19 protein-coding genes and 1 riboswitch are annotated in these 19,799 nt (G+C 36.6%); of the genes, 6 read left to right on the forward strand and 13 right to left on the reverse strand.

Annotated elements, in window-relative coordinates; translation table 11 throughout:
• Nucleotides 1-9: 9 nt before the first annotated feature.
• Nucleotides 10-687 (reverse strand): response regulator transcription factor, encoded by a 678-nt coding sequence (locus AB8P06_RS08320; protein ID WP_007842309.1) that lies wholly within the window; start codon nucleotides 685-687, stop codon nucleotides 10-12.
• Between the two features lie 189 nt (nucleotides 688-876).
• On the opposite strand from AB8P06_RS08320, the gene AB8P06_RS08325 reads away from it, so the two are divergent.
• Together AB8P06_RS08325 and AB8P06_RS08330 are read left to right on the forward strand one after the other, a co-directional pair.
• Nucleotides 877-3,345, forward strand: a complete 2,469-nt coding sequence (locus AB8P06_RS08325; RefSeq protein WP_369840402.1) for a TonB-dependent receptor domain-containing protein — start codon at nucleotides 877-879, stop codon at nucleotides 3,343-3,345.
• Between the two features lie 23 nt (nucleotides 3,346-3,368).
• Nucleotides 3,369-4,571, forward strand: a complete 1,203-nt coding sequence (locus AB8P06_RS08330; protein ID WP_369840404.1) for a beta-helix domain-containing protein — start codon at nucleotides 3,369-3,371, stop codon at nucleotides 4,569-4,571.
• Nucleotides 4,572-4,792: 221 nt separating this feature from the next.
• On the opposite strand, the gene AB8P06_RS08335 is transcribed toward AB8P06_RS08330, so the two are convergent.
• From AB8P06_RS08335 to AB8P06_RS08370, 8 genes are all read right to left on the reverse strand, one after another.
• A complete protein-coding gene (locus AB8P06_RS08335; RefSeq protein ID WP_369840406.1) occupies nucleotides 4,793-5,311 on the reverse strand; it encodes a hypothetical protein in 519 nt (172 codons plus the stop codon).
• 286 nt (nucleotides 5,312-5,597) lie between these two features.
• A complete protein-coding gene (locus AB8P06_RS08340; RefSeq protein ID WP_369840408.1) occupies nucleotides 5,598-6,836 on the reverse strand; it encodes an amidohydrolase in 1,239 nt (412 codons plus the stop codon).
• Between the two features lie 78 nt (nucleotides 6,837-6,914).
• A complete protein-coding gene (locus AB8P06_RS08345) occupies nucleotides 6,915-7,760 on the reverse strand; it encodes a helix-turn-helix domain-containing protein (protein WP_369840410.1) in 846 nt (281 codons plus the stop codon).
• A 59-nt stretch (nucleotides 7,761-7,819) separates the two neighbouring features.
• Nucleotides 7,820-9,151 (reverse strand): amidohydrolase, encoded by a 1,332-nt coding sequence (locus AB8P06_RS08350; RefSeq protein ID WP_369840412.1) that lies wholly within the window; start codon nucleotides 9,149-9,151, stop codon nucleotides 7,820-7,822.
• A 135-nt stretch (nucleotides 9,152-9,286) separates the two neighbouring features.
• Nucleotides 9,287-10,573: a glutamate-1-semialdehyde 2,1-aminomutase gene (gene hemL, locus AB8P06_RS08355; RefSeq protein WP_369840414.1), complete on the reverse strand. Its 1,287-nt coding sequence runs from the start codon at nucleotides 10,571-10,573 to the stop codon at nucleotides 9,287-9,289.
• Between the two features lie 81 nt (nucleotides 10,574-10,654).
• The gene (locus tag AB8P06_RS08360) at nucleotides 10,655-11,707 is read right to left on the reverse strand and encodes a glucosaminidase domain-containing protein (RefSeq protein WP_369840416.1); all 1,053 of its coding nucleotides are present in this window, start codon (nucleotides 11,705-11,707) and stop codon (nucleotides 10,655-10,657) included.
• A gap of 16 nt (nucleotides 11,708-11,723) precedes the next feature.
• Entirely contained in the window at nucleotides 11,724-12,632 is a 909-nt protein-coding gene (locus AB8P06_RS08365) for a 1-aminocyclopropane-1-carboxylate deaminase/D-cysteine desulfhydrase (RefSeq protein ID WP_369840418.1), read from the reverse strand.
• Nucleotides 12,633-12,867: 235 nt separating this feature from the next.
• Nucleotides 12,868-13,194, reverse strand: coding sequence for a hypothetical protein (locus tag AB8P06_RS08370; protein ID WP_369840420.1), 327 nt, complete (start codon nucleotides 13,192-13,194; stop codon nucleotides 12,868-12,870).
• Nucleotides 13,195-13,234: 40 nt separating this feature from the next.
• Here AB8P06_RS08370 and AB8P06_RS08375 point away from each other — a divergent pair, with 40 nt between their 5' ends.
• The 3 genes from AB8P06_RS08375 (at nucleotide 13,235) to AB8P06_RS08385 (ending at nucleotide 15,967) form a co-directional block, all read left to right on the forward strand.
• On the forward strand, nucleotides 13,235-13,417 hold the full coding sequence (locus AB8P06_RS08375) for a C1orf53 family protein (RefSeq protein ID WP_048502239.1): 183 nt from the start codon (nucleotides 13,235-13,237) through the stop codon (nucleotides 13,415-13,417).
• A 1-nt stretch (nucleotide 13,418) separates the two neighbouring features.
• Nucleotides 13,419-13,946, forward strand: coding sequence for a DUF4136 domain-containing protein (locus AB8P06_RS08380; protein ID WP_369840422.1), 528 nt, complete (start codon nucleotides 13,419-13,421; stop codon nucleotides 13,944-13,946).
• Nucleotides 13,947-14,167: 221 nt separating this feature from the next.
• Nucleotides 14,168-15,967: an endonuclease gene (locus AB8P06_RS08385; protein WP_369840424.1), complete on the forward strand. Its 1,800-nt coding sequence runs from the start codon at nucleotides 14,168-14,170 to the stop codon at nucleotides 15,965-15,967.
• 74 nt (nucleotides 15,968-16,041) lie between these two features.
• Here AB8P06_RS08385 and AB8P06_RS08390 read toward each other — a convergent pair whose 3' ends face one another.
• The 4 genes from AB8P06_RS08390 to namA form a co-directional block, all read right to left on the reverse strand.
• Nucleotides 16,042-17,067, reverse strand: coding sequence for an NAD(P)-dependent alcohol dehydrogenase (locus AB8P06_RS08390; protein ID WP_369840426.1), 1,026 nt, complete (start codon nucleotides 17,065-17,067; stop codon nucleotides 16,042-16,044).
• A 140-nt stretch (nucleotides 17,068-17,207) separates the two neighbouring features.
• Complete coding sequence (locus AB8P06_RS08395) at nucleotides 17,208-17,540, reverse strand: CCC motif membrane protein (RefSeq protein ID WP_369840428.1); 333 nt, start codon at nucleotides 17,538-17,540, stop codon at nucleotides 17,208-17,210.
• Nucleotides 17,541-17,565: 25 nt separating this feature from the next.
• A complete protein-coding gene (locus tag AB8P06_RS08400; protein ID WP_369840430.1) occupies nucleotides 17,566-17,856 on the reverse strand; it encodes a DUF2752 domain-containing protein in 291 nt (96 codons plus the stop codon).
• Between the two features lie 35 nt (nucleotides 17,857-17,891).
• Nucleotides 17,892-18,944 carry an NADPH dehydrogenase NamA gene (gene namA / locus AB8P06_RS08405; RefSeq protein ID WP_369840432.1) on the reverse strand — a complete coding sequence of 351 codons (1,053 nt, stop codon included), beginning with the start codon at nucleotides 18,942-18,944 and terminating at the stop codon, nucleotides 17,892-17,894.
• A gap of 101 nt (nucleotides 18,945-19,045) precedes the next feature.
• On the opposite strand from namA, the gene AB8P06_RS08410 reads away from it, so the two are divergent.
• Nucleotides 19,046-19,528 carry a cytidine deaminase gene (locus tag AB8P06_RS08410; RefSeq protein ID WP_369840433.1) on the forward strand — a complete coding sequence of 161 codons (483 nt, stop codon included), beginning with the start codon at nucleotides 19,046-19,048 and terminating at the stop codon, nucleotides 19,526-19,528.
• Nucleotides 19,529-19,618: 90 nt separating this feature from the next.
• Nucleotides 19,619-19,795: riboswitch (cobalamin riboswitch) on the forward strand.
• Nucleotides 19,796-19,799 lie beyond the last annotated feature (4 nt).

Here is a 19,799-nt window from a genome sequence, read left to right on the forward strand (position 1 = left end):
TTAATCGTATTAAACGATCAGCTTATACCCTATTCCTTTTAATGTCTGAATGGTATTGATTCCTAATTTTTCTCTTAATCTTCTGATATGAACGTCTATCGTTCTTTCTCCTACGATTACATCATTCCCCCAGACTTTCTCAAGGATCTCTTCTCTTTTGAAAACTTTCTCCGTATTGGAAGCCAGTAAATACAACAGATCAAATTCTTTTTTAGGAAGCAAAAACTGCTGTCCGCTTTTTGAGACTCTGAAGTTGTCTTTATCAATTACAAGATCTCCGATTTCGATTAATTTGGCATTATCGGAAACCTGAGAAGTCAATTGTAATAAAGCATTTACTTTAGAGATAAGGATTTTCGGTTTGATCAGTTTTACAATGTAATCATTGGCTCCTGCCTGAAAACCGGCTAATTGAGAAAATTCTTCACTTCTTGCGGAAAGGAAAACAATCAGTGTTTTTTGAAGCTCTTTTATTTTACGAAGTTCCTGGCAGGTTTCAATTCCGTCTTTTTCAGGCATCATTACATCTAATAAGATAAGATCGGGAACAATTTCCTTTGCCTTATCTATTCCTTCATTACCATTGGTAGCGGTATAGATGTCGTAACCTTCTTTTTCTAAATTGTAAGACAGAATCTCTAAAATATCCAGCTCATCGTCTATTAAAAGGATTTTCTTTTGGTTCATTTTTAATTTTTACTGAGTCAAAGTTAATAATTTTTAAATCACAGTTTAACAAAACGGCTATCGTTCATATAAAATTAACAATTATATTGTTTTATTAATATTTAGTTAAGAAAAAATTAAATTTTACTAAACCATTTACACCCTTAATCTTTCATTCCTTTGCAGCGAAAGAATATAGTAAAAAAGAAAATGAATTTTAGAAAACTGAGTATCGCAGTTTTGTTTTTGACAACATCAGGAACTCTACTTTACGCTCAAGAGACCAAAAAAGATTCTGTAAAGAACGAAAAAAAGATCGAAGGTGTAGTTATCAAAGGATCTACTAAAAAAGGAACCGAAGCTAACCTTATTAATTTACAAAAGAAGTCTGTAGAAGTTATTGAGCGTGTAGGATCCGTACAGCTTGCCAAGCAAGGTGTAGGTGATGCCGCTACTGCCGTAACAAAAGCTACCGGAACTCAAAAGCAGGAAGGAAGCGGACAGATCTTTGTAAGAGGTTTAGGTGACAGATATAACAGCACCACTTTAAACGGATTACCTATTCCGTCTGACGATCCTGAAAATAAAAACGTCAATCTTGAGATTTTCAAAACTTCAATGATTGAATATATTTCATTAGATAAAGTATACAATCCCAGAATTCTTGGTGACTTCGGAGGGGCAAATGTAAATATCGTTTCTAAGGAGCACACGGGAAAACCTTATTTCAAAATAGGTTTGGGAAGCAGCATCAACCTGCAGACTTTTGATAACAACAATTTCAAGGTACAGGACGGAGCTCCGGGATTCTTCGGATTTAAAGAAACTAAATTCACTAAAGGAAATCCTTATCAAAAATATCCTTTCCAAACAAAATGGAACTTTAAAAATGCAGACAACCCATTCAATACAGATATGAATATTGAAGGCGGGGCAAGCTTCGGTAAGTTCTCTTTCTTCGGATATGCAGGATATGAAAACTCATATGAATTCAGTGAAGGGCAGGAAGGTTTCTACTTCAGAGACGGTACTGCGAGTAAAAATTTCACAGACGTACAACGTTCCAATTATAAAACGAATACTACTGCTTTAGTGAATTTAGGTTACAAATTCAACAGTAATAACAAAATTAATTTCACTTCCAATTTCATCCACTCTTCTGATCAGACCGCTAAAATATTTAAAGGTTATTCTTATGATGTTGACAGAAATGTAATCATTAACAGAGGGGATAACAAAATTACAAGCACCTGGGTAAACCAGTTATTGGGTACTCACAAATTGGGTGATACCTGGAATGCAGACTGGGCAGTTGGGTACAACATGCTGAACAGCAAAAGACCTGACCGTATGCAGAATACTATTGATGCTGAAAACTTACAGCTAATTGCAGGAAGTGCCATCAATAACCACAGGTATTTTGATGAATTAAAAGATAACACGGTTTTAGGACACGCTTATCTTACCAAAAATCTTGAAAGATTTAAGATAACTATAGGATACGACGGTCAGTATAAAGACAGAAAATTTGAGAATACCACTATCGGTATGAACTTTAATTTTGTAACACCGGTGGATCCTGAGAATATTGATGCATTCATTAATGCTGAAAACAATCCTTTATTCAGTTATCAGACTTTCCAGCCCAGCAATAAATTATTCACACCTTTCTTCTATACGGTAAAACAGAATATCCAGTCAGGGCTTGCAAATGTAGATATCACCCTTTCTGATAAATTCATCGTTCAGGTAGGAGGCCGTTTCGATTATATCGATATGAAAATGCACTGGACAGATTCTACTTTCGGAGAAGGTAAAAAGAATAAGCAATACAATAAATTCTTACCTGCTTTAAATGCAAAATACAGCATCAATGATAAGCAGAATTTAAGACTTGCTTTCTCAAAAACTTATACATTACCACAGGCAAAAGAGATCATCCCGATTGCTTATTATGATGTAACTACCAATACCTATGGTAACCAATACCTTTACCCGTCAGATAATTACAATGTTGATTTAAAATGGGAATTATTCCCTAAATCAGGTGAAGTATTGTCTGTTACGGCTTTCGGAAAATACATCCAGAATCCGATTGCAAGAACCACTTATGCTACTTCTGCACCAAGTGATATGACGTATTTCAATATTGCGAACTGGGGTTATATTTACGGAGCTGAATTGGAATTCAGAAAAGATCTTTATTCTTGGAGCAACTCTAAAATCTATACTTTCATCAACGGAACCTATATGCATTCTGAACAGGAATTTAAATCTGAAACAGAATTAGCTAAAGAAAACGGCGGTAAAACCATTGTTTTCTCTAAGAAAAAAGATGATATGCAAGGGGTTGCCGATTTCATTGCCAATGTTAATTTAGGATATAACTACAAGTGGAATAATGTGAACAGCTTAGACTTTGTAGCTTCTTATTCACGTGTAGGAAAAAACCTTTATACTGTAGGAACCGGAGGAATCGGAAATTTCTATGAAGTGGCAAGAAATATCCTTGATGCCAACTTAAACTTCACATTAGATAAAATCGGAATCGGTATTTCTGCTAAGAACTTACTGAACCCGCATTATAAAATAGAACAACAAAACACAGGCGCAACATTCATTCACAAAGATTACACAAAAGGACGTCAGGTTGGATTAAGCCTGTCATACAAATTTTAATATAATTTAAATCTGATAAAGTTATGAAAAAAACAATTTTAAGAGCCGCTTTTTGTCTTTCTTTAGTGGCAGCGTTTTCATCAACAGCAATTTCATGTAGCAGTTCTGATGACGAAACAATAGACAACCCGTCTTCTGTAGACCCAAGTAACTTCCAGGGAAAAATTGCTGCCGGAACTACGGTAACTTTAGACCCAACAAAAGTATATACAATCACTGGAAGAGTATTAGTAGAAAATGGTGCAAACCTTATCATCCCTGCAGGAACAAGAATCACTGTAGCTGAAGGTGCCAACTATCTGATCGTTGACAGAGGTGGTAAACTTTTCATCAATGGTACAGCAACAAGCCCTGTAACATTTGAAGGAACTTCACACAAACAAGGTCACTGGGGAGGAATCGTTCTTTTAGGTAATGCTCCATCAAACAGAAGTGCTTCAGGAACTTCTACTTCAGAATTAGGAGACTTGATCTATGGAGGTAATGATAACAATGACAACTCTGGTGTTATTAAATATGTAATCATCAAAGACAGTGGTTTTAAATATAACCCTGAGAAAGAATTTAACGGACTTTCTTTATTCGGAGTTGGTAGCGGAACTACAATTTCTTATGTATATGTAACTGACGGTGCTGATGACGGTGTAGAATGTTTCGGAGGTAGCCCGAATGTAGACCATATCGTAGTAACAGGAGTTGGAGATGATGGTTTTGACTGGACAGAAGGTTACAAAGGAACTGCAAACTTCCTGTATGTTGCCAGAAAAAAACAATACCAAAATGCTGCTGAGCCAGGAAACAGAGGTATTGAAGCTGATACTCAGGATACAGATCCTAATACAACAAACGGAAACGGAGTTTCTAACCCTACAATCACCAATGCTACTTTCTTAGGAAACTCTGGAGGTTCTGAATCTCAGGGATTAAAAATCAGAGCTGGTTCTAACGGTAAATTCGATAATATCGTAATTGCTAACTACTCAACTGGTCTTGATTTTGAAACTGACAGAACGTACAACTGGTTTACAAGTGGATCTTACATTAAAAACGTAAAATTAGTAAACGTAACAACACCTTGGAAAGCTAAAGCTCCGGCTCCGGATATGTCTGGTGTATTCACTACCAATCCTGCTGCATTAGGTGCGGGAAGCGGTACTGCTTTACCTGATTGGGCTAAAGGATGGACCGGTCTATCCAGCTACGATACTGGTGATGCAATGAACTAAAATTAAGTAATTAGTTTCTTCATATCAAATTAAAAAATCCCCTCGGAAAGAATTTTCCGAGGGGATTTGATTTTCAATAATGCTTATCCGGCTAACTCTGCTATAAAAACTCCCCCGGAAATATTTTCCGGGGGAGCTAGCTTAATTTTCTACTTAAAAGAACTCATGAAAGAATTTTATACTTCTGTTCAATTAAGTAATATTTTGTTGCTTATTTCCTGTCATTTAAAAAAATCTTTCGGAACCACTTTTTTTAACTCTGTCGTTTTGATCAATCGGTTTTGTTCATAATGTTCTATTTTCATCAGCCTTTTCACACTTCTTTTAGAAATCCTTGGTTTCAGAACCCTTGAGTAGAATCGTCCTATATCCATTCTTAATCCTTCTGTTTCTACAGTATATTCTTTTGAACCGGATTTAAGATGTTGATCAAATAATAATAAAAGATGATAAAGGTCGGTAGCTTCCTTTTTTGTCAGGAGGTTTTTGTTAAAGAACAATTTCAATTTATCTTTAAAGGAAATTTCAGTTGGCTCATTCAGATGATTTAAATCTTCAGAAGAAAGATTCAACTTTGAGTTCAAATAGTTGATCATCTGCTCAGGAGATATTCTATCCAGATAATAATCCTGGAGTTCTTTCACAGAAGTCCATCTGCTTCTGTCCAGCGACAAATCCATCTGCCTCAAAAAAGCATAGAGGAAAAGCATTTCTTTATAACTCAATTTTGAATAATTCATGCTACTTTATATTTATAGGCCATTCAATATTATCTAATTTTGAAAAAGTAAAATACTGATCTTTATGTAAAAAAGATACTAAAAGACTGCACATTTACCCATTACACATTTCCAAACAATATCTGCGCGAATTTATTTTTTTCTAAACTATAAAAGCTTTTTATTATTTAAATTTATTATTAACATTATGTTAACAAGATTTTTTCAAAATTAATGAAAAATAAAAAATAAAAAAATACCCATTGAAAAAATATTTTTCAATGGGCGCAATAAATAGTAAAAAACTTTAATTTTTCCATAGCAGATTTCCCTTATGCATCAAGGCTTCAACTTTTGATATTCTGGAAACTGCTTCTGCCGAACAACCTGCATTGATTAAAACAATATCTGCCTGGTCTCCGGCTTTTGGCCATTGCTGATTTCCTTTATCATCCAACGGAAGAATATCCTGTGTAGCAAACTGCAATGTCCTTGAAAGCTCAAATTCTGTTTCATAGCCGTATAGCTCAGCGATCAGATTTGCTTTCTGCAGCATATTACCGGAGCCGAAAGTACTCCAATAATCCTGTACATTATCATTTCCGATCAAAACCTCAACGCCATGTTTTTTCAGCACAGGGATTGGCATAATTGTTCCCCTGAACGGCACGGAAGAAGCAATACCCACTTTTGACAGTGCCAGTTTTTCTGCAATTTCCTCGGTCTCGCCTGAAGAAAGATGTCCTAATGCAAAAGCATGGCTTACAAACGTCTTTCCCTGAAGCTGAGGGTTTTCATTTACCTTATCTATTAAATAATGAATTGTTTTCATTCCGGAATCACCTGCTTCGTGCAAATGAATGTCAATACCTTTATTGTTATCTAATGCCAGCTGAACCGTAAAATCCATTACCTTTTCAATATTTCCGTCTATGCTGAACGGATCTAAACCTCCGATAAAACCGACACTTTTCATCTGTGCTACTTCTTTCATCAAAGGAGCTGAATCCGTATAATATAGACCGTGTTGCGGAAAAGCAACCAATTCAGCACCAAAGGAATCTTTTTTGTTTTCCAGTGCTTTTTCCAGGTGTTCTAAAGATTTAAGACCCGAAGTAGGATCGATATTAAAATGAGTCCTTGCAAAACCTGTCCCGTAATTTTGCAGTAAGTCGATCAGCTGTTCCGCCCGTTCTACCGAAGTGGTCAGAAGTTCAGGAATGATCTCCTGCTCGTAGGCAATCATATCCTTCACGGTTTTCCTTTTGGGCGAAAGTGCCTGCCATGGTAATCCGTACAATGTTTTATCAAGATGAATGTGCATATCTTTAAATGCTGGTAACATCAGTTTCCCTTTGGCATCTACAGCATCTGCATGTACATCATTAGGTTTTACAGCTTTTATTTTTCCCGCTTCAATTTCGATACGAAATAAATCTGTTTTGGTTTTAACAATATCATTGTTATCATATTCGAACCCTGTTTCCAGACGAACGTTTTTTAATGTGTAATGATCTTTGGCTATATTATCGGATGGTAATGACATAATTCTGATTTTAATACTGCAAAGTTACCGCAGTCTGATTTTTCAGAGGTGTATAAATCGTTTCATGTTTTGTATGAATTATTCTTTAAATTGTGATGGGGTCATTCCTGTCTGGGCTTTAAAGAATTTTGAGAAGCTGGCATGATCGTAAAACCCGAGGTCGTAAACAATATCTTTTACCGACATTTCCGAAACTTTGAGCAAGCGTTTGGCCTCCAATAAAATACGATTCTGAATGAGAGAAGATGCAGAAGCTTTAAGATTTTTTTTGCAGACAATATTCAGATAATTGGGTGAAATATTCAGTTTATCTGCATAAAAGGATACGGAACGTTCCTCCTTAAAATGCACATCAATTAAATTTAAAAATCTGGAAATAATCGGGTTGGAATGATACATCTCAAAATCTTTAAAAACGCCTTCTACCGATTTACTTATCAACAAACCGATCAGCTCACTCCTTTTCTGAATGAGCTCCCAAAATATATTTCCTCCGTTCAGTTCTCTCTGAATCGCCCGGAATTCGTATAAAAGCAACTGATAAATTTCTCCGGAAAGGTGAATAACAGGATGATTCTGATAATAAGAAGCCGAAAACCTCAGAGCCGGAAGAAAACTTTCAAACCATTCCCGGCTGATCATCAGCTGATATCCGATCGTTTCTTTTTCAATCACCCACTGATGTACCTGATCAGGAAAAACCACATGAATCTGGTGATCTTCCACCGCATATTTTACAAAATCAATGGTATGCGAACCTTTCCCGGTCTCAAACAGGTTGATGATAAAAAAATCATGCTTATGGGGTTCATCAATAGACCTTTCCCCGTGCAATTCATTAAAAAGCAGATGGCAGACAGGTGATTTGTTTTCATTAAATTCCTGAATTCCTAAAACGGGAAAATGGTCGGACTGATGGCTCATTCTACTCTAATTTACTTTCTAAAATAAGCAAATTTTACAAGAGCGGCTGTCACCTTTCTTTAAAAAACAATATTTCCCTGATGAATTAATGATTTAACTGCAGAAATTCTTGAAACCGCTTCGGCAGAACAGCTTGCATCCACAAAAACCAAGTCAGCATTATTTCCCGTTTTCGGCCACTGTTGCTTTCCCTGGTCATCTAACGGCAGAATATCAGCTGTCGCCAGTTTTAAGCTTCTTGACAATAAAAATTCTGTTGAATAACCGTACAGCTGAGCCGTTAAATTGGCTTTCTGCAACACGCTTCCTATTCCGAAAGTATTCCAGTGATCAACAATACTGTCGTTGCCCGTCATTACCGTTACCTTATGTTTGTACAAAAGAGGGATTGGCATTATCAGGCCTCCAAACGGGATGGTAGAGACAACTCCGATCTGTGCCCCGGCTAATTTTTCAATAACTTCTTCCTGCTTTGTTTTATCCAGTTTTCCTAAGACAAAACAGTGGCTCAAATAGGTTTTTCCCTTTAACACAGGATTTTCATTTACCTTATCAATTAAATATTCTACTGTTTTCAGCCCTGATTCTCCACTTTCATGCAGATGGATATCAATCCCTTTTTTATGATCCAAAGCCAGCTGAACTGTAAAATCAACTATTTTTTCAATGGCTCCGTCAATCGTAAATGGATCTACTCCACCAATAAAATCAATATCCATCGCTGCAGCCTCTTTCAGATACGGGACTGAATCTGTATAAAACACGCCATGCTGAGGAAAAGCAACCAGCTCGGCTCCGAAAGTTTTCTTTTTATTCTCCAAAGCTTTCTGCAGATTTTTCAGAGAATCAAGTTTGGAAGTAGGTTCTATATTCACATGACTTCTGGCAAAAGAAGATCCTTTTGACTGCAACAATTCAATCATCTTCTCTGCTTTGAAGGTTGAATTTTTCAACATTTCAGGAAGCATTTTCTGTTCTAAAGCAATCATCCCTTTAACGCCGCCGGACCTTTTTCTGACCGCCTGCCACTGATCACCGTAAAAGGTTTTATCCAGGTGAATATGCATATCTTTAAATGCAGGAAGCATTAACAACCCTTTGGCATCAATTGCCTTTGCATTGGGTTGGTTCGGAGCTATTTTTGAGATCTTCCCATTTTCAATTTCAATATAAAACAGATTAGTTTTGGTAGAAATCACCTCTCCCTCTTCATAATTAAAGCCAGTTTCGAGACGAACGTTTTTAAGGCTTAATTTCCCTGTTGAAGGCACATTTTCATGATCAAAAATTGAAGCTGCCGTCATCATGTTGGATGCTAAAGTTAATCCTGCCATTGCCAATGCTGAACTTTTAATGAAATTTTTGCGTGATATATTGTTTGAGATGTTCATTTCCAATCTATTTGTTACAAAATTAAAAAGACAGGAACTGAATAAGCAGTACGGTTTATAACAATATCTGTATTATTTATTGAATTGTGAAGCAAAAAATAGGACGAGATTCAAATCTCATCCTATTATTATATTTTAATTAGCATATTGAAAATTTCTGACTGCTTCCAGGGTCATATCAATTTCCCGGTCTTTAATCGCATCACTGATGAAATATGTTTCGTATCCACTTGGTGGAAGATATATCCCGCTGGTCAATAGCTGATGAAAGAAATTGTTGAACAGGGCATGATTGGCCTGTTGTGCTTCATCAAAATTAGAAACCCTGTTGATATGGAAGAAAACAGACATCATAGAACCTTTTCTGTTGATTTTATGAGCGATTCCTTTTTCGTTCAGGATTTTTCCGATCTCAAAATCTAAAGTTTCCGTTGTCTTATTAAGCCTGTTGAAGAAGTTTTCATCATTTTTAATGATCTGAAGGGTTTTCAAACCTGCTCTCATTGCTAAAGGATTTCCACTCAATGTTCCTGCCTGGTAAACGCCTCCTTTTGGAGCCAGGTGATCCATAATTTCATTTCTTCCTGCAAAAGCTCCTACCGGAAGACCACCACCGATCACTTTTCCGTAAGTCACCAGGTCAGCTTTTACATTATAAAGTTCCTGAGCACCTCCAAAAGCCAGTCTGAAGCCGGTCATTACCTCATCAAAAATCAATAAAGCTCCGTTTTCATCACAGATTTTTCTCAGGTTTTGTAAGAAATCATTTTCAGGAAGGACACAGCCCATATTTCCTGCTACAGGCTCAACGATTATCGCGGCAATTTCACCCTGGTTATGACGGAACAGATCTTCCACCTGCTCCATATCATTATAACGGGCTAATAATGTATCTTTTGCAGTTCCCTGGGTGACCCCCGGAGAATTTGGATTTCCGAATGTTGCAGCACCACTTCCCGCTTTAATCAAAAAAGAATCGGAATGTCCGTGATAGCAGCCTTCAAATTTGATGATCTTATCTCTTCCGGTATATCCTCTTGCCAGTCTTACAGCGCTCATACATGCTTCAGTACCTGAAGAGACCATTCTGATCTGATCAATATTCGGGACATTTTCTATAATGAATTTAGCGATTTCAGTTTCCAGCTCTGTCGGAGCCCCGAAAGAGAAACCTTTTTCCGCCTGAATTTTCAATTCTTCCAGAACTTCCGGGTGCGTATGTCCCAGAATAGCAGGTCCCCACGAATTAATGTAGTCAATATAGGTATTGTCATCTGCATCGGTAAGGTAAGCTCCTTTGGCAGATTTCATGAAAACAGGAACACCTCCTACTGATTTAAACGCACGTACCGGAGAATTTACTCCTCCCGGAATGTATTGATAAGCTTCATCGAATAAAGCCGAACTTCTTTGATATTTCATATGGTCAGTTGAGTGTTAAAAGTTAAGAGTTGAGAGCTGAACATATTTTCAACTCTCAACTCTCAGCTGTTAAACTATAAATTAATTTCTTGGTTTTTTATCGATCAGATAAATCAATTGTCCGTTGGAAGGCTGTTGTCCTTCATCCATTCTGTTTTTGGCGTACAATTTATTTAGTTTAATTCCGAATTTCTGGGCGATATCATGCATATCTTCTCCGCTTTCAACTTTATAGGTTGCTGTATTTCCGGCGGAATTTTTAGATTCAAGGAAAATAATATCGTTTTTCTGTAAAACCTCACTTTCCAGCTCGTTCCATTTCATCAGCTTGCTTTCGCTGATTTTGAATCTGTTGGCAATGAATTTCACATTGGTATCTTCAGGAATTACGATATATTTCAATCCTTCATTGGGATGATTTTTCACCAGTATGGAATTGAGAATTTCAGCTTTTGTTTTGATTCTTTCTACTCTTTTCTGTTGTTGAGCATAAGATGTCTGCTTATAAGGAACCGTAACGGTAACCTGTTCTTTTTGGGTCACTTTGGAAGGATTCATTTGTGCCATAAAAGCTCTGTCATCTTTTAAATCAGGATACATTTTAAGAACTGCGTACAGAACTTCTTTAGAATTCACATTATCGAATTCATATAATTTATATCTTTCAATCTTGCCAATCAGAATGGAAGCGTACCGCGGATTGGTTGCATAGCCTGCTTTTTTTAATCCATATGCCCACGCCTTATAATCTTTCATATCAAGATTGAAAAGACCTGTGTAATATTTTCTTGTTGATAAAAATATAGAATGGTCTTCATAAGACTGTCTCGGATCATCATACACACGGAAACACTCATTAGGAGCATCATCGGTATGTTTCATGGTTCTGCCGGTCCAGTCTTCCTTACATTTAATTCCGAAGTGGTTTTTGCCTTCCTGAGCCAATCTGCTTTGCCCGCCACCCGTTTCTAAAAGTCCCTGGGCAAGGGTAATAGAAGCCGGAATTTTATATTTTTCCATCTCTTCTACTGCGTATTGGGCAAATTTCTGAATGTATTGATCTTCAGTAGCCCAGGTCTGGGCTGAGAATTTTGATAAAACTAAAAGGCTTATGAGTAAGAAAAGTCTTTTCATGTTTTTCAATATTTACTTATATAATTAATTTTCTGTTTTGTTTTTCTAAAAGCAAATTTGCTCCTTCTATCCCCTGCAATCCTCCTGTGTGAAAGCACAAGATTCTGCTGTTTTCAGGAAAATAGTCTTCATCAATAAGCTCCATTACTTTCTGCATCATCTTTCCTGTATATACCGGTTCCAGCGGAATACCGTAACGCTCTTTAAAATCATTGATAAAACGGATGTTTTCATCTTTTATTTTACCATAACCTCCAAAACTTGAATCTATTAGATCAAAATTTTCCCTTAAGGTTAATTCTCTGATTTTATTTTCTAAGGAAGAGTCATCAACAGCTTTAAAACCTATAACTTTCTGATTATCTTCACAAAATCTGGAAATTCCGGCAATTGTTCCTCCGGTTCCCACTGCGGTGCAAAGATAATCAAAATCTTTTGTTTCATTATTCAGCATCATTTTTATGCCTTCTACAGCTTCCTGATTGGTTCCGCCTTCCGGGACAATCAATGCATCCGGAAATTCATGGGTCAAAAATTCAGATAGTTTTTCTTTATTACGGTACTCTTCCCGGGTAATAAATTTTAAATTCATCCCGTTTCTTTTAGCGAACAGTAATGTGGGGTTATCCCGCCATTTATCCTGTAATTCTTCACCTCTTATAAGTCCCAGGGTTGGAACTTCCGATAGTTTTCCTACGGCTGAAACGGCTGAAATATGATTTGAAAATGCTCCGCCAAAAGTGATGATAAACGGGTTTTCAGGATTTGTTTCTAAATAATGATTGATATTATAAAACAGTTTCCAATATTTATTCCCTGAAATCTGAGGATGAATGAGGTCTTCTCTTTTCATAAAAAGCTTTACATTTTTATGAACCGGAATTTCCTGAATGGGAATCGTTTCTGTTGGAAGTTTTAACAGCATTTTCAACTTTATTCAACAAAAATAATACTTTTTTAAAGTTTGCAGGGACATTGATATTAAAAAAAGGAGTTGCTTTTAACCACGAATCTCACAGATTTACACAAATATTTGTATCTTATTTTTTAACTACCCCGTCCTTTTGTTTCACAAAAATCCATCCCTTCAGGGAAGGGGAATTTTGGCCACACTCAGGAAAACTCATAACTCATCATTCATAACTTATAATTCATAACTTCTACAAGTATTTCCGGAAATTCCAGAATTGTCTTTTTTTGAGATAGTTCAGATCATGTTCATTTGCGTAAGCTTCTCTTTCAAATGAGATTCGTTTGTAGGCCAGATAGCTGTTTTTCAGTTTAAAAAACCAATAATAATATTCTGCGACATAAAAGATATAAAAGAAGATAATCAACAATTCAAATTGCTGTCTTAAATGGATTTTTTCGTGATTGATAAGTGTTTTATTTTCCTTATCTTCGGGTTTCCTAATGAAGATAAAGGGAAAAAGAGCAATACCGTTAATTTTTAATTTTTTTAATGGCTTTTGGCATACAATTATCATAATAACAAATATAAAGTTTTTTGACTTAGAGATTTAACTTATGGCCCAATATGACATCAAAGAAGGTGAAGACTTTTACTATAATGAACAGGGGTACAAGGTTTTTACAGAAAAATTTCATCTGAAAAGAGGATATTGCTGTAAAAGCGGCTGCAGACATTGTCCTTACGGGTACGACAAAAAGACTGATACATTCATTAAAAACGATAAAAAAAATAAATAAAATGAAAAAATATATTTTTATTTTGTTAGCCTCGGCTACTCTGGGTTTAACTTCCTGTAGTCCTTTCCAGGTGCGTTCAGATTATGCAGAAACAGCAAGTTTCACTTCTTATAAAACCTATAAGATAAGAATTGATGATCTGAAGCTGAATGATATTGATAAAGACAGGGTTTTAAATGAATTGTCAAAACAATTACAAACCAAAGGTCTTTCATCGGGTGAAAATCCTGATTTAATTGTCAACGTAAAAGCCAATCATAAAAAAATAACAGATATTACCAACAATTCTCCTTACGGAATGTATGGTTGGGGTGGTCCTTTCGGCTGGGGTGTGGGAATGAGCAGAACATGGACCAGCAATTATAATGAAGGTGCATTAATTGTTGACCTTATCGACACAAAAACCAATAAGCTGGTTTGGCAGGGAATCGGAAGCGGAATTTCCGTGGATTCTCCAAAAGCTAAACAAAGACAAATTCCTGAGATCATGGCTGAGATTATGAAAAATTATCCGCCACAGAGAAAATAATACGATTTGAATCAATCATTATATGTAAAGTCAATACAAGTTTTTGTGTTGACTTTATTTTTTCAAAAAAATAACAATAGAATTTAATATGGCTCTAAGGAATTTTTCATTAATAAAAATAGTCATATTAATCAAAATTCAATGCAAAACCTATTAAAATTAACAATAAAGTCATTTCTTATTCATAAAAATGTAGTATTCTTACGGGAAAATTATATTATATGAAAAAAATTATCTTATTTCTTGTATGGGCCGGCCTTGCCCACGCACAGGCGCCTGCAGGGTATTATTCATCTGCTAACGGCTTAACGGGAGCGTCCTTAAAAACCGAGTTAAGTTCAATTATTACCAACGGGCATCAGGACAAAGGCTACAGTGGGCTTTGGACAGGATATAAAACCACAGACATTGATAAAACGTATGAAAATGACGGGTCTATTATGGATATTTATTCTGAAAAACCTGGTGGAACCGATCCTTATAAATATACTCCGGGAACCAATCAGTGCGGAACTTATTCTGTGGAAGGAAACTGCTACAACCGTGAACATATTGTTCCTCAGAGTTTATTCAGTGAGGCTTCTCCAATGGTTTCCGACATTCATTTTATCAGGGCTACCGATGGAAAAGTAAACGGGATGAGATCTAATTATCCGTTCGGAAAGGTAGGAACGGCTACTTTCACTTCCCAGAACGGTTCCAAATTAGGAAATTCCATATCTTCAGGATATTCGGGGACTGTTTTCGAGCCTATCGATGAATTTAAAGGAGATGTTGCCCGTATGATCTTTTATTTTGTAACTCGTTATCAAAGTAAACTGTCTACTTTCACTTCCGGGAATATGTTGGGAAGCTCTACTTTCCCGGGATTACAGACCTGGGAACTGAACGTACTACTGGCATGGCATAACCAGGATCCGGTTTCCCAGACAGAAATCCTGAGAAATAATGCATCTTATACTTTCCAGGGAAACAGAAACCCATTTATCGATAACCCGAATTATGTGGATCTGATCTGGGGATCCCAACAACCTTCCAATGATACTCAGGCTCCGACAACTGTCACCGGTCTTACCGTTTCAGGAAAAACATCGAGCAGCGTTTCTCTTTCATGGAATGCATCAACAGATAACATAGGTGTTTCTTCATATGCTGTTTATATGAACGGAAGCCTGAAAACTACCGTAAGTTCTACTTCAACAACCGTTACAGGATTAAGCTCTTCTACCTCTTATACTTTCTACGTGGTAGCAAAAGATGCTGCAGGAAATTCTTCACCCAACAGCTCTACGGTCTCCGCAACGACAGATTCAGGAACAACAACTCCACCAACCAACTGTGTAAACGAAACTTTTGAAACCATTCCGACAGGAACTTCATCAAGTTATTCTACAAGAACATGGACTAACGGCGGAATTACATGGACTGCAACTGATGCAAGAACCGATCAGACTATTTCGAATAAAGCAATCACAGTAAGAGACGGGTCTTTAAAATCAAGCAGTTCTGCCAATGGTATCGGATCTTTAACGGTAACTACCCAATTAAAATTCACCGGAAGCAACGGATCTTTTAATGTTCTGGTAAACGGTACGCAGGTAGGAACCATTCCTTACAGCACTACAGCTACAACAACAACTATTAACAATATTAATGTTTCAGGAAATGTAGTGGTAACTTTGGATAATACTTCTACAAGCAACAGAGTGGCAATTGATAATTTAAGCTGGGCTTGTTATTCGGGAACGGCAAAACAAAGCAATGCTTTTTCTTCTGAATTAAAAGCTGAAACTGAAACTTTACAGGTGTATCCGAATCCTATTTCCAACCAGGAGATTTTTGTAAAAGGAGATGTAAAAAACATTCAGAAAGCTGAAATTTATAACCTTCAGGGGAAAGTGATGCAGACAATTGATCAGCCTTTTAAAAACAGCAGAAATTCAATCAGAATTAAAAGTTTAGAGCAGGGAGTTTATCTTCTGAAGCTGGATCATTCTACTTTGAAATTTATTGTTAAGTAAGTAAAGAAATTTAAACATAAAAAATCCTCCTCTTAAATTAAAAGAGGAGGATTTTATTTTATCAGGATCCGGCATCAGGGAATCAGTACTGCTCTGCCTTTGATTTTTCCTTCCCGCAATTTATCATAAACTTCATTGGCTTCATCCAGCTTGTATTTTTCAATTTCAATATGGATCTTCTTTTGTCTTGCCAGGCCTACCACCTCCATTAATTCTGTTCTTGAACCCCAATAAGGATTAGTCATGCTTACTCCGAAAGGAAGCCCGGCCATATTATACTGGTAATGCCCACCGCCTAAGCCTACGATGGTAAGGTCACCATCCAGGCTTACTATCTTAGTCCCTAATTCTATCGTGGAGGTAGCACCTACAAAATCTAAAACCACTTTTGCTTTTTTAATTCCTGTAATTTTCTGAATCTGTTCTGCGGCATCAGCATCTTTTGAGTTTACAACGTAAGAGGCACCCAATTCTTTGGCAAACGCCAGTTTATCATCGGTTACGTCACAGGCAATAATTTCTGCCCCACTAATTTCTTTTAAAATCTGTAAAGCCACGTGTCCAAGTCCACCGACACCAATTACAACAACATATTCATCTGCCATTAATTTATGCAGTGACCGCTTTATTGCAGAATAAGGAGTAAGTGCCGCATCGGTAAGCGGAGCTGCAATTACAGGATCCAGATCATAAATAGGGACCAACAGACGAGAAGATGGAACAAGCATATATTCCGCCATACCGCCGTTTAGTCCTAATCCGCCACCATAAGCCATTTCAGACTGATGGTCACAGTAATTTTCTTTAGATTGCTGACAGGGTTTGCAATGCCCGCATCCCCATGGTCCGTAAACTAAAACAGCATCTCCTTTTTTATAGCCTTTCACACCGGAACCTATTTCTTCTATCCAACCTGCATTTTCATGTCCCAGCGTAAAAACAGAACCTGAAACTGTTCCTTCATCAATAATATGAAGATCTGAGTGGCAAACTCCTGCTCCTCCGATCTTCAATAAAACTTCTTCTCCTGATGGTTTTGGTACTTCCATATCATTCACAACACGAACATCTTTGTGCCCGAAAAAACGTACTGCTTTCATAAGATGAATATTTTTAAGTTATATTCTTCAATTTACGAACAATATCCTGTTTTTACTCTGTAAATTATGTTAAATAAGTTTGACCTTTCACAAAAAAAGACCGCAATATGCGGTCTTTCTGTTTTTTATAGTACGTTGAATTACTGTCCCATAATTTCTCTCATCCTTTCCTGGATCATCTGAGGATCTGACATCCCTTCCCAACCGAACATTGCAATCATTACGATATTAGCCAAAAGGTTTAATGAGCTCAGAATAATACCGATGATACACAATATTCTACCGGTACTTAAATTGCTGTAATCTGAATAAAGATCAGGATTTTGCTGATATAAGGCATTATCTTTTTTGTAAAGGGATAATCCTATAATCCCTGTAATAATTCCTACGATCCCGTAACAGCAACATCCGATAATCGATACGATTCCCAAAACAAGCACAGCTGTAGCATTGGGCAATTTTTGTTGATTCATAGTTTATGATTTTAATGTTTATTAATTATATATAGATAAAAAAATGTTTGTAAAAGTAAGCAATTACCATTATAACCGAATTAATAACGGCTAAAAAAATAATTACATTTCCATAATTTCTTTTTCTGTCAATAAAGTTGAGTCCTACCGTAAATAAAAAAAGCAATAAGGTATACACTGCAGGAAACATGTGGAACGCTTCGGAAAACCTTCCTTCAAATACCATTACAATCGCTCTTTGAGCACCACAGCCAAAGCATTCTATTCCTAAGAATTTTTTGCTTGGGCACGGCAACATAAAGTCTTCGATCTTCATTTCTTTTATTTTTTATTTAAATCAGGCTGATAAAATTAAGAAGAAATTTTCGCTCTTAAATACTGATGTGGAAAAAAACAGTCTTCTTTCATTTCAAATGAGCCCTGTACCGCAATATACGGGTTTCTTAAAATCTCTCTGGCTATAAATATCAGATCGGCATCACCTTTTTGCAGAATTTCTTCAGCCTGTCCAATTTTTGTAATCAATCCTACTGCTCCGGTTTTTACATCTGCTCCATTCCTTACTTCTGAAGAAAAAGGAACCTGATAACCGTCAAAAACAGGGATTTTTGCTCCATGTATATTTCCGCCACTGGAAACATCCACCAAATCAACCGCATGTTTTTTCAGCTCTTTTGCCAATGCTACACTATCTTCAATACTCCAGCCGTTTTCTGCATATTCCGTTCCTGAGATCCTTACGAATAAGGCTACATTTTCATTAAGCTCTTCATTCACCGCATCCACAATTTCCAGTAAAAACCTGATTCTGTTTTCAAAGCTTCCGCCGTATTCATCAGTCCTGATGTTGGATAAAGGTGATAAAAACTGATGAACCAGGTAACCATGCGCTCCATGAATTTCAATCACATCAAAACCTGCTTTAACCGCCCGTTTTGCTGCTTCTTTAAAGTTTTGTACCTGATTTTTAATTTCTTCAACAGTCAGCACATGAGGAATCCTTTCTGTAGGGTGATAAGGAATCGGGCTTGGCGCTACTGTCTCCCATCCTTCTTCAACCGGAATCTGGATATTATTCCATGTAGAACCTTTCCTTCCGGCATGAGCCAGTTGGATCCCTATTTTACTTTCTGAATTTGAATGGATAAATTCAACAATTCCCTGAAGTTTATCTGCCTGCTCATCATTCCATATTCCCATACAGTGATTGGTAATTCTTCCGCGGGGCTCCACGCCTGTTGCTTCCACCATAATTAAACCGGTTCCGCCCTGTGATCTGCTTCCGTAATGCACAAAATGGAAATCATTTGCTATTCCGTTTTCACATGAATACATGCACATCGGGGACATTACCCATCTGTTTTTCAGTTCAACATTTCTGAATTTTATTGAAGTATATAACATTTCCGAATTGAATTTTGAAATTAAAATTATGAAGGATAAATAGAGTTGTCCACGTTATTAAAAAGAACTAATTTTATCCCCCTTTTTTAGTTTCACAATATATGAAAAAAGACATACAGATCGATTACGAATATTTTAAAAATAGCAGTGAATTAAGCGATATTGAGAAAAAACTTCTCGACAGGGCCAAACAAGCCAGGGAAAATGCATACGCTCCTTATTCCCAATTTTTGGTGGGCTGCTCTGTTCTTTTGGAAAACGGAGAAATATTTTCCGGAAACAATCAGGAGAATGCTGCTTTCCCATCAGGACTTTGTGCTGAGAGAACAACTTTATTCTGGGTGGCTGCTAATTTTCCGGATCAGAAAATCAAAAAGATCTTCGTAGTGGGAGGCCCAAGAGAATTTCATAAAAAAAATCCGCCAATCCCGCCTTGTGGAGCCTGCAGACAAAGCTTAATGGAATATGAGACCAAGCAAAATGAAAATATTGATCTTTATTTTTCAAGCATGAATGATGAAGTAGTCAAAGTACACGCCATTAAAGATCTGCTTCCGTTTTATTTTGACGCTACTTTTCTGTAATCATCGATAAGGATGAAGAGCAAGTTTGATTTTTGCTTTTCAGCTTTTTTGCCATTTTACAAATAAAATTGTCTATTCTTTTTAAAAACTTATATTTGCAAAAATTTTGGTTTTCAATCTATTGAAATGAAAAGGGAATTGGGTGTGACTCCCAAACTGTCCCCGCAACTGTAGATCACAATAAAAACTTCCATAATAAACCACTGTGAAAACGGGAAGGTATGGAAAAGTGAAAGTCAGGAGACCTGCCAGAATTAAAATTTAAAAAATA

This window comes from Chryseobacterium tongliaonense, from assembly GCF_041224435.1.
GTDB classification, from domain to species: domain Bacteria; phylum Bacteroidota; class Bacteroidia; order Flavobacteriales; family Weeksellaceae; genus Chryseobacterium; species Chryseobacterium tongliaoense.

Coding starts and splice junctions, on each gene's coding strand:
- AB8P06_RS08330 (WP_369840404.1), top strand. CDS start 3,369: ATGAAAAAAACAATTTTAAGAGCCGCTTTTTGTCTTTCTTTAGTGGCA.
- AB8P06_RS08320 (WP_007842309.1), bottom strand. CDS start 687: ATGAACCAAAAGAAAATCCTTTTAATAGACGATGAGCTGGATATTTTA.
- AB8P06_RS08380 (WP_369840422.1), top strand. CDS start 13,419: ATGAAAAAATATATTTTTATTTTGTTAGCCTCGGCTACTCTGGGTTTA.
- AB8P06_RS08340 (WP_369840408.1), bottom strand. CDS start 6,836: ATGTCATTACCATCCGATAATATAGCCAAAGATCATTACACATTAAAA.
- AB8P06_RS08410 (WP_369840433.1), top strand. CDS start 19,046: ATGAAAAAAGACATACAGATCGATTACGAATATTTTAAAAATAGCAGT.
- AB8P06_RS08400 (WP_369840430.1), bottom strand. CDS start 17,856: ATGAAGATCGAAGACTTTATGTTGCCGTGCCCAAGCAAAAAATTCTTA.
- AB8P06_RS08360 (WP_369840416.1), bottom strand. CDS start 11,707: ATGAAAAGACTTTTCTTACTCATAAGCCTTTTAGTTTTATCAAAATTC.
- hemL (WP_369840414.1), bottom strand. CDS start 10,573: ATGAAATATCAAAGAAGTTCGGCTTTATTCGATGAAGCTTATCAATAC.
- AB8P06_RS08375 (WP_048502239.1), top strand. CDS start 13,235: ATGGCCCAATATGACATCAAAGAAGGTGAAGACTTTTACTATAATGAA.
- AB8P06_RS08370 (WP_369840420.1), bottom strand. CDS start 13,194: ATGATAATTGTATGCCAAAAGCCATTAAAAAAATTAAAAATTAACGGT.
- AB8P06_RS08345 (WP_369840410.1), bottom strand. CDS start 7,760: ATGAGCCATCAGTCCGACCATTTTCCCGTTTTAGGAATTCAGGAATTT.
- AB8P06_RS08350 (WP_369840412.1), bottom strand. CDS start 9,151: ATGAACATCTCAAACAATATATCACGCAAAAATTTCATTAAAAGTTCA.
- AB8P06_RS08335 (WP_369840406.1), bottom strand. CDS start 5,311: ATGAATTATTCAAAATTGAGTTATAAAGAAATGCTTTTCCTCTATGCT.
- namA (WP_369840432.1), bottom strand. CDS start 18,944: ATGTTATATACTTCAATAAAATTCAGAAATGTTGAACTGAAAAACAGA.
- AB8P06_RS08390 (WP_369840426.1), bottom strand. CDS start 17,067: ATGAAAGCAGTACGTTTTTTCGGGCACAAAGATGTTCGTGTTGTGAAT.
- AB8P06_RS08325 (WP_369840402.1), top strand. CDS start 877: ATGAATTTTAGAAAACTGAGTATCGCAGTTTTGTTTTTGACAACATCA.
- AB8P06_RS08395 (WP_369840428.1), bottom strand. CDS start 17,540: ATGAATCAACAAAAATTGCCCAATGCTACAGCTGTGCTTGTTTTGGGA.
- AB8P06_RS08385 (WP_369840424.1), top strand. CDS start 14,168: ATGAAAAAAATTATCTTATTTCTTGTATGGGCCGGCCTTGCCCACGCA.
- AB8P06_RS08365 (WP_369840418.1), bottom strand. CDS start 12,632: ATGCTGTTAAAACTTCCAACAGAAACGATTCCCATTCAGGAAATTCCG.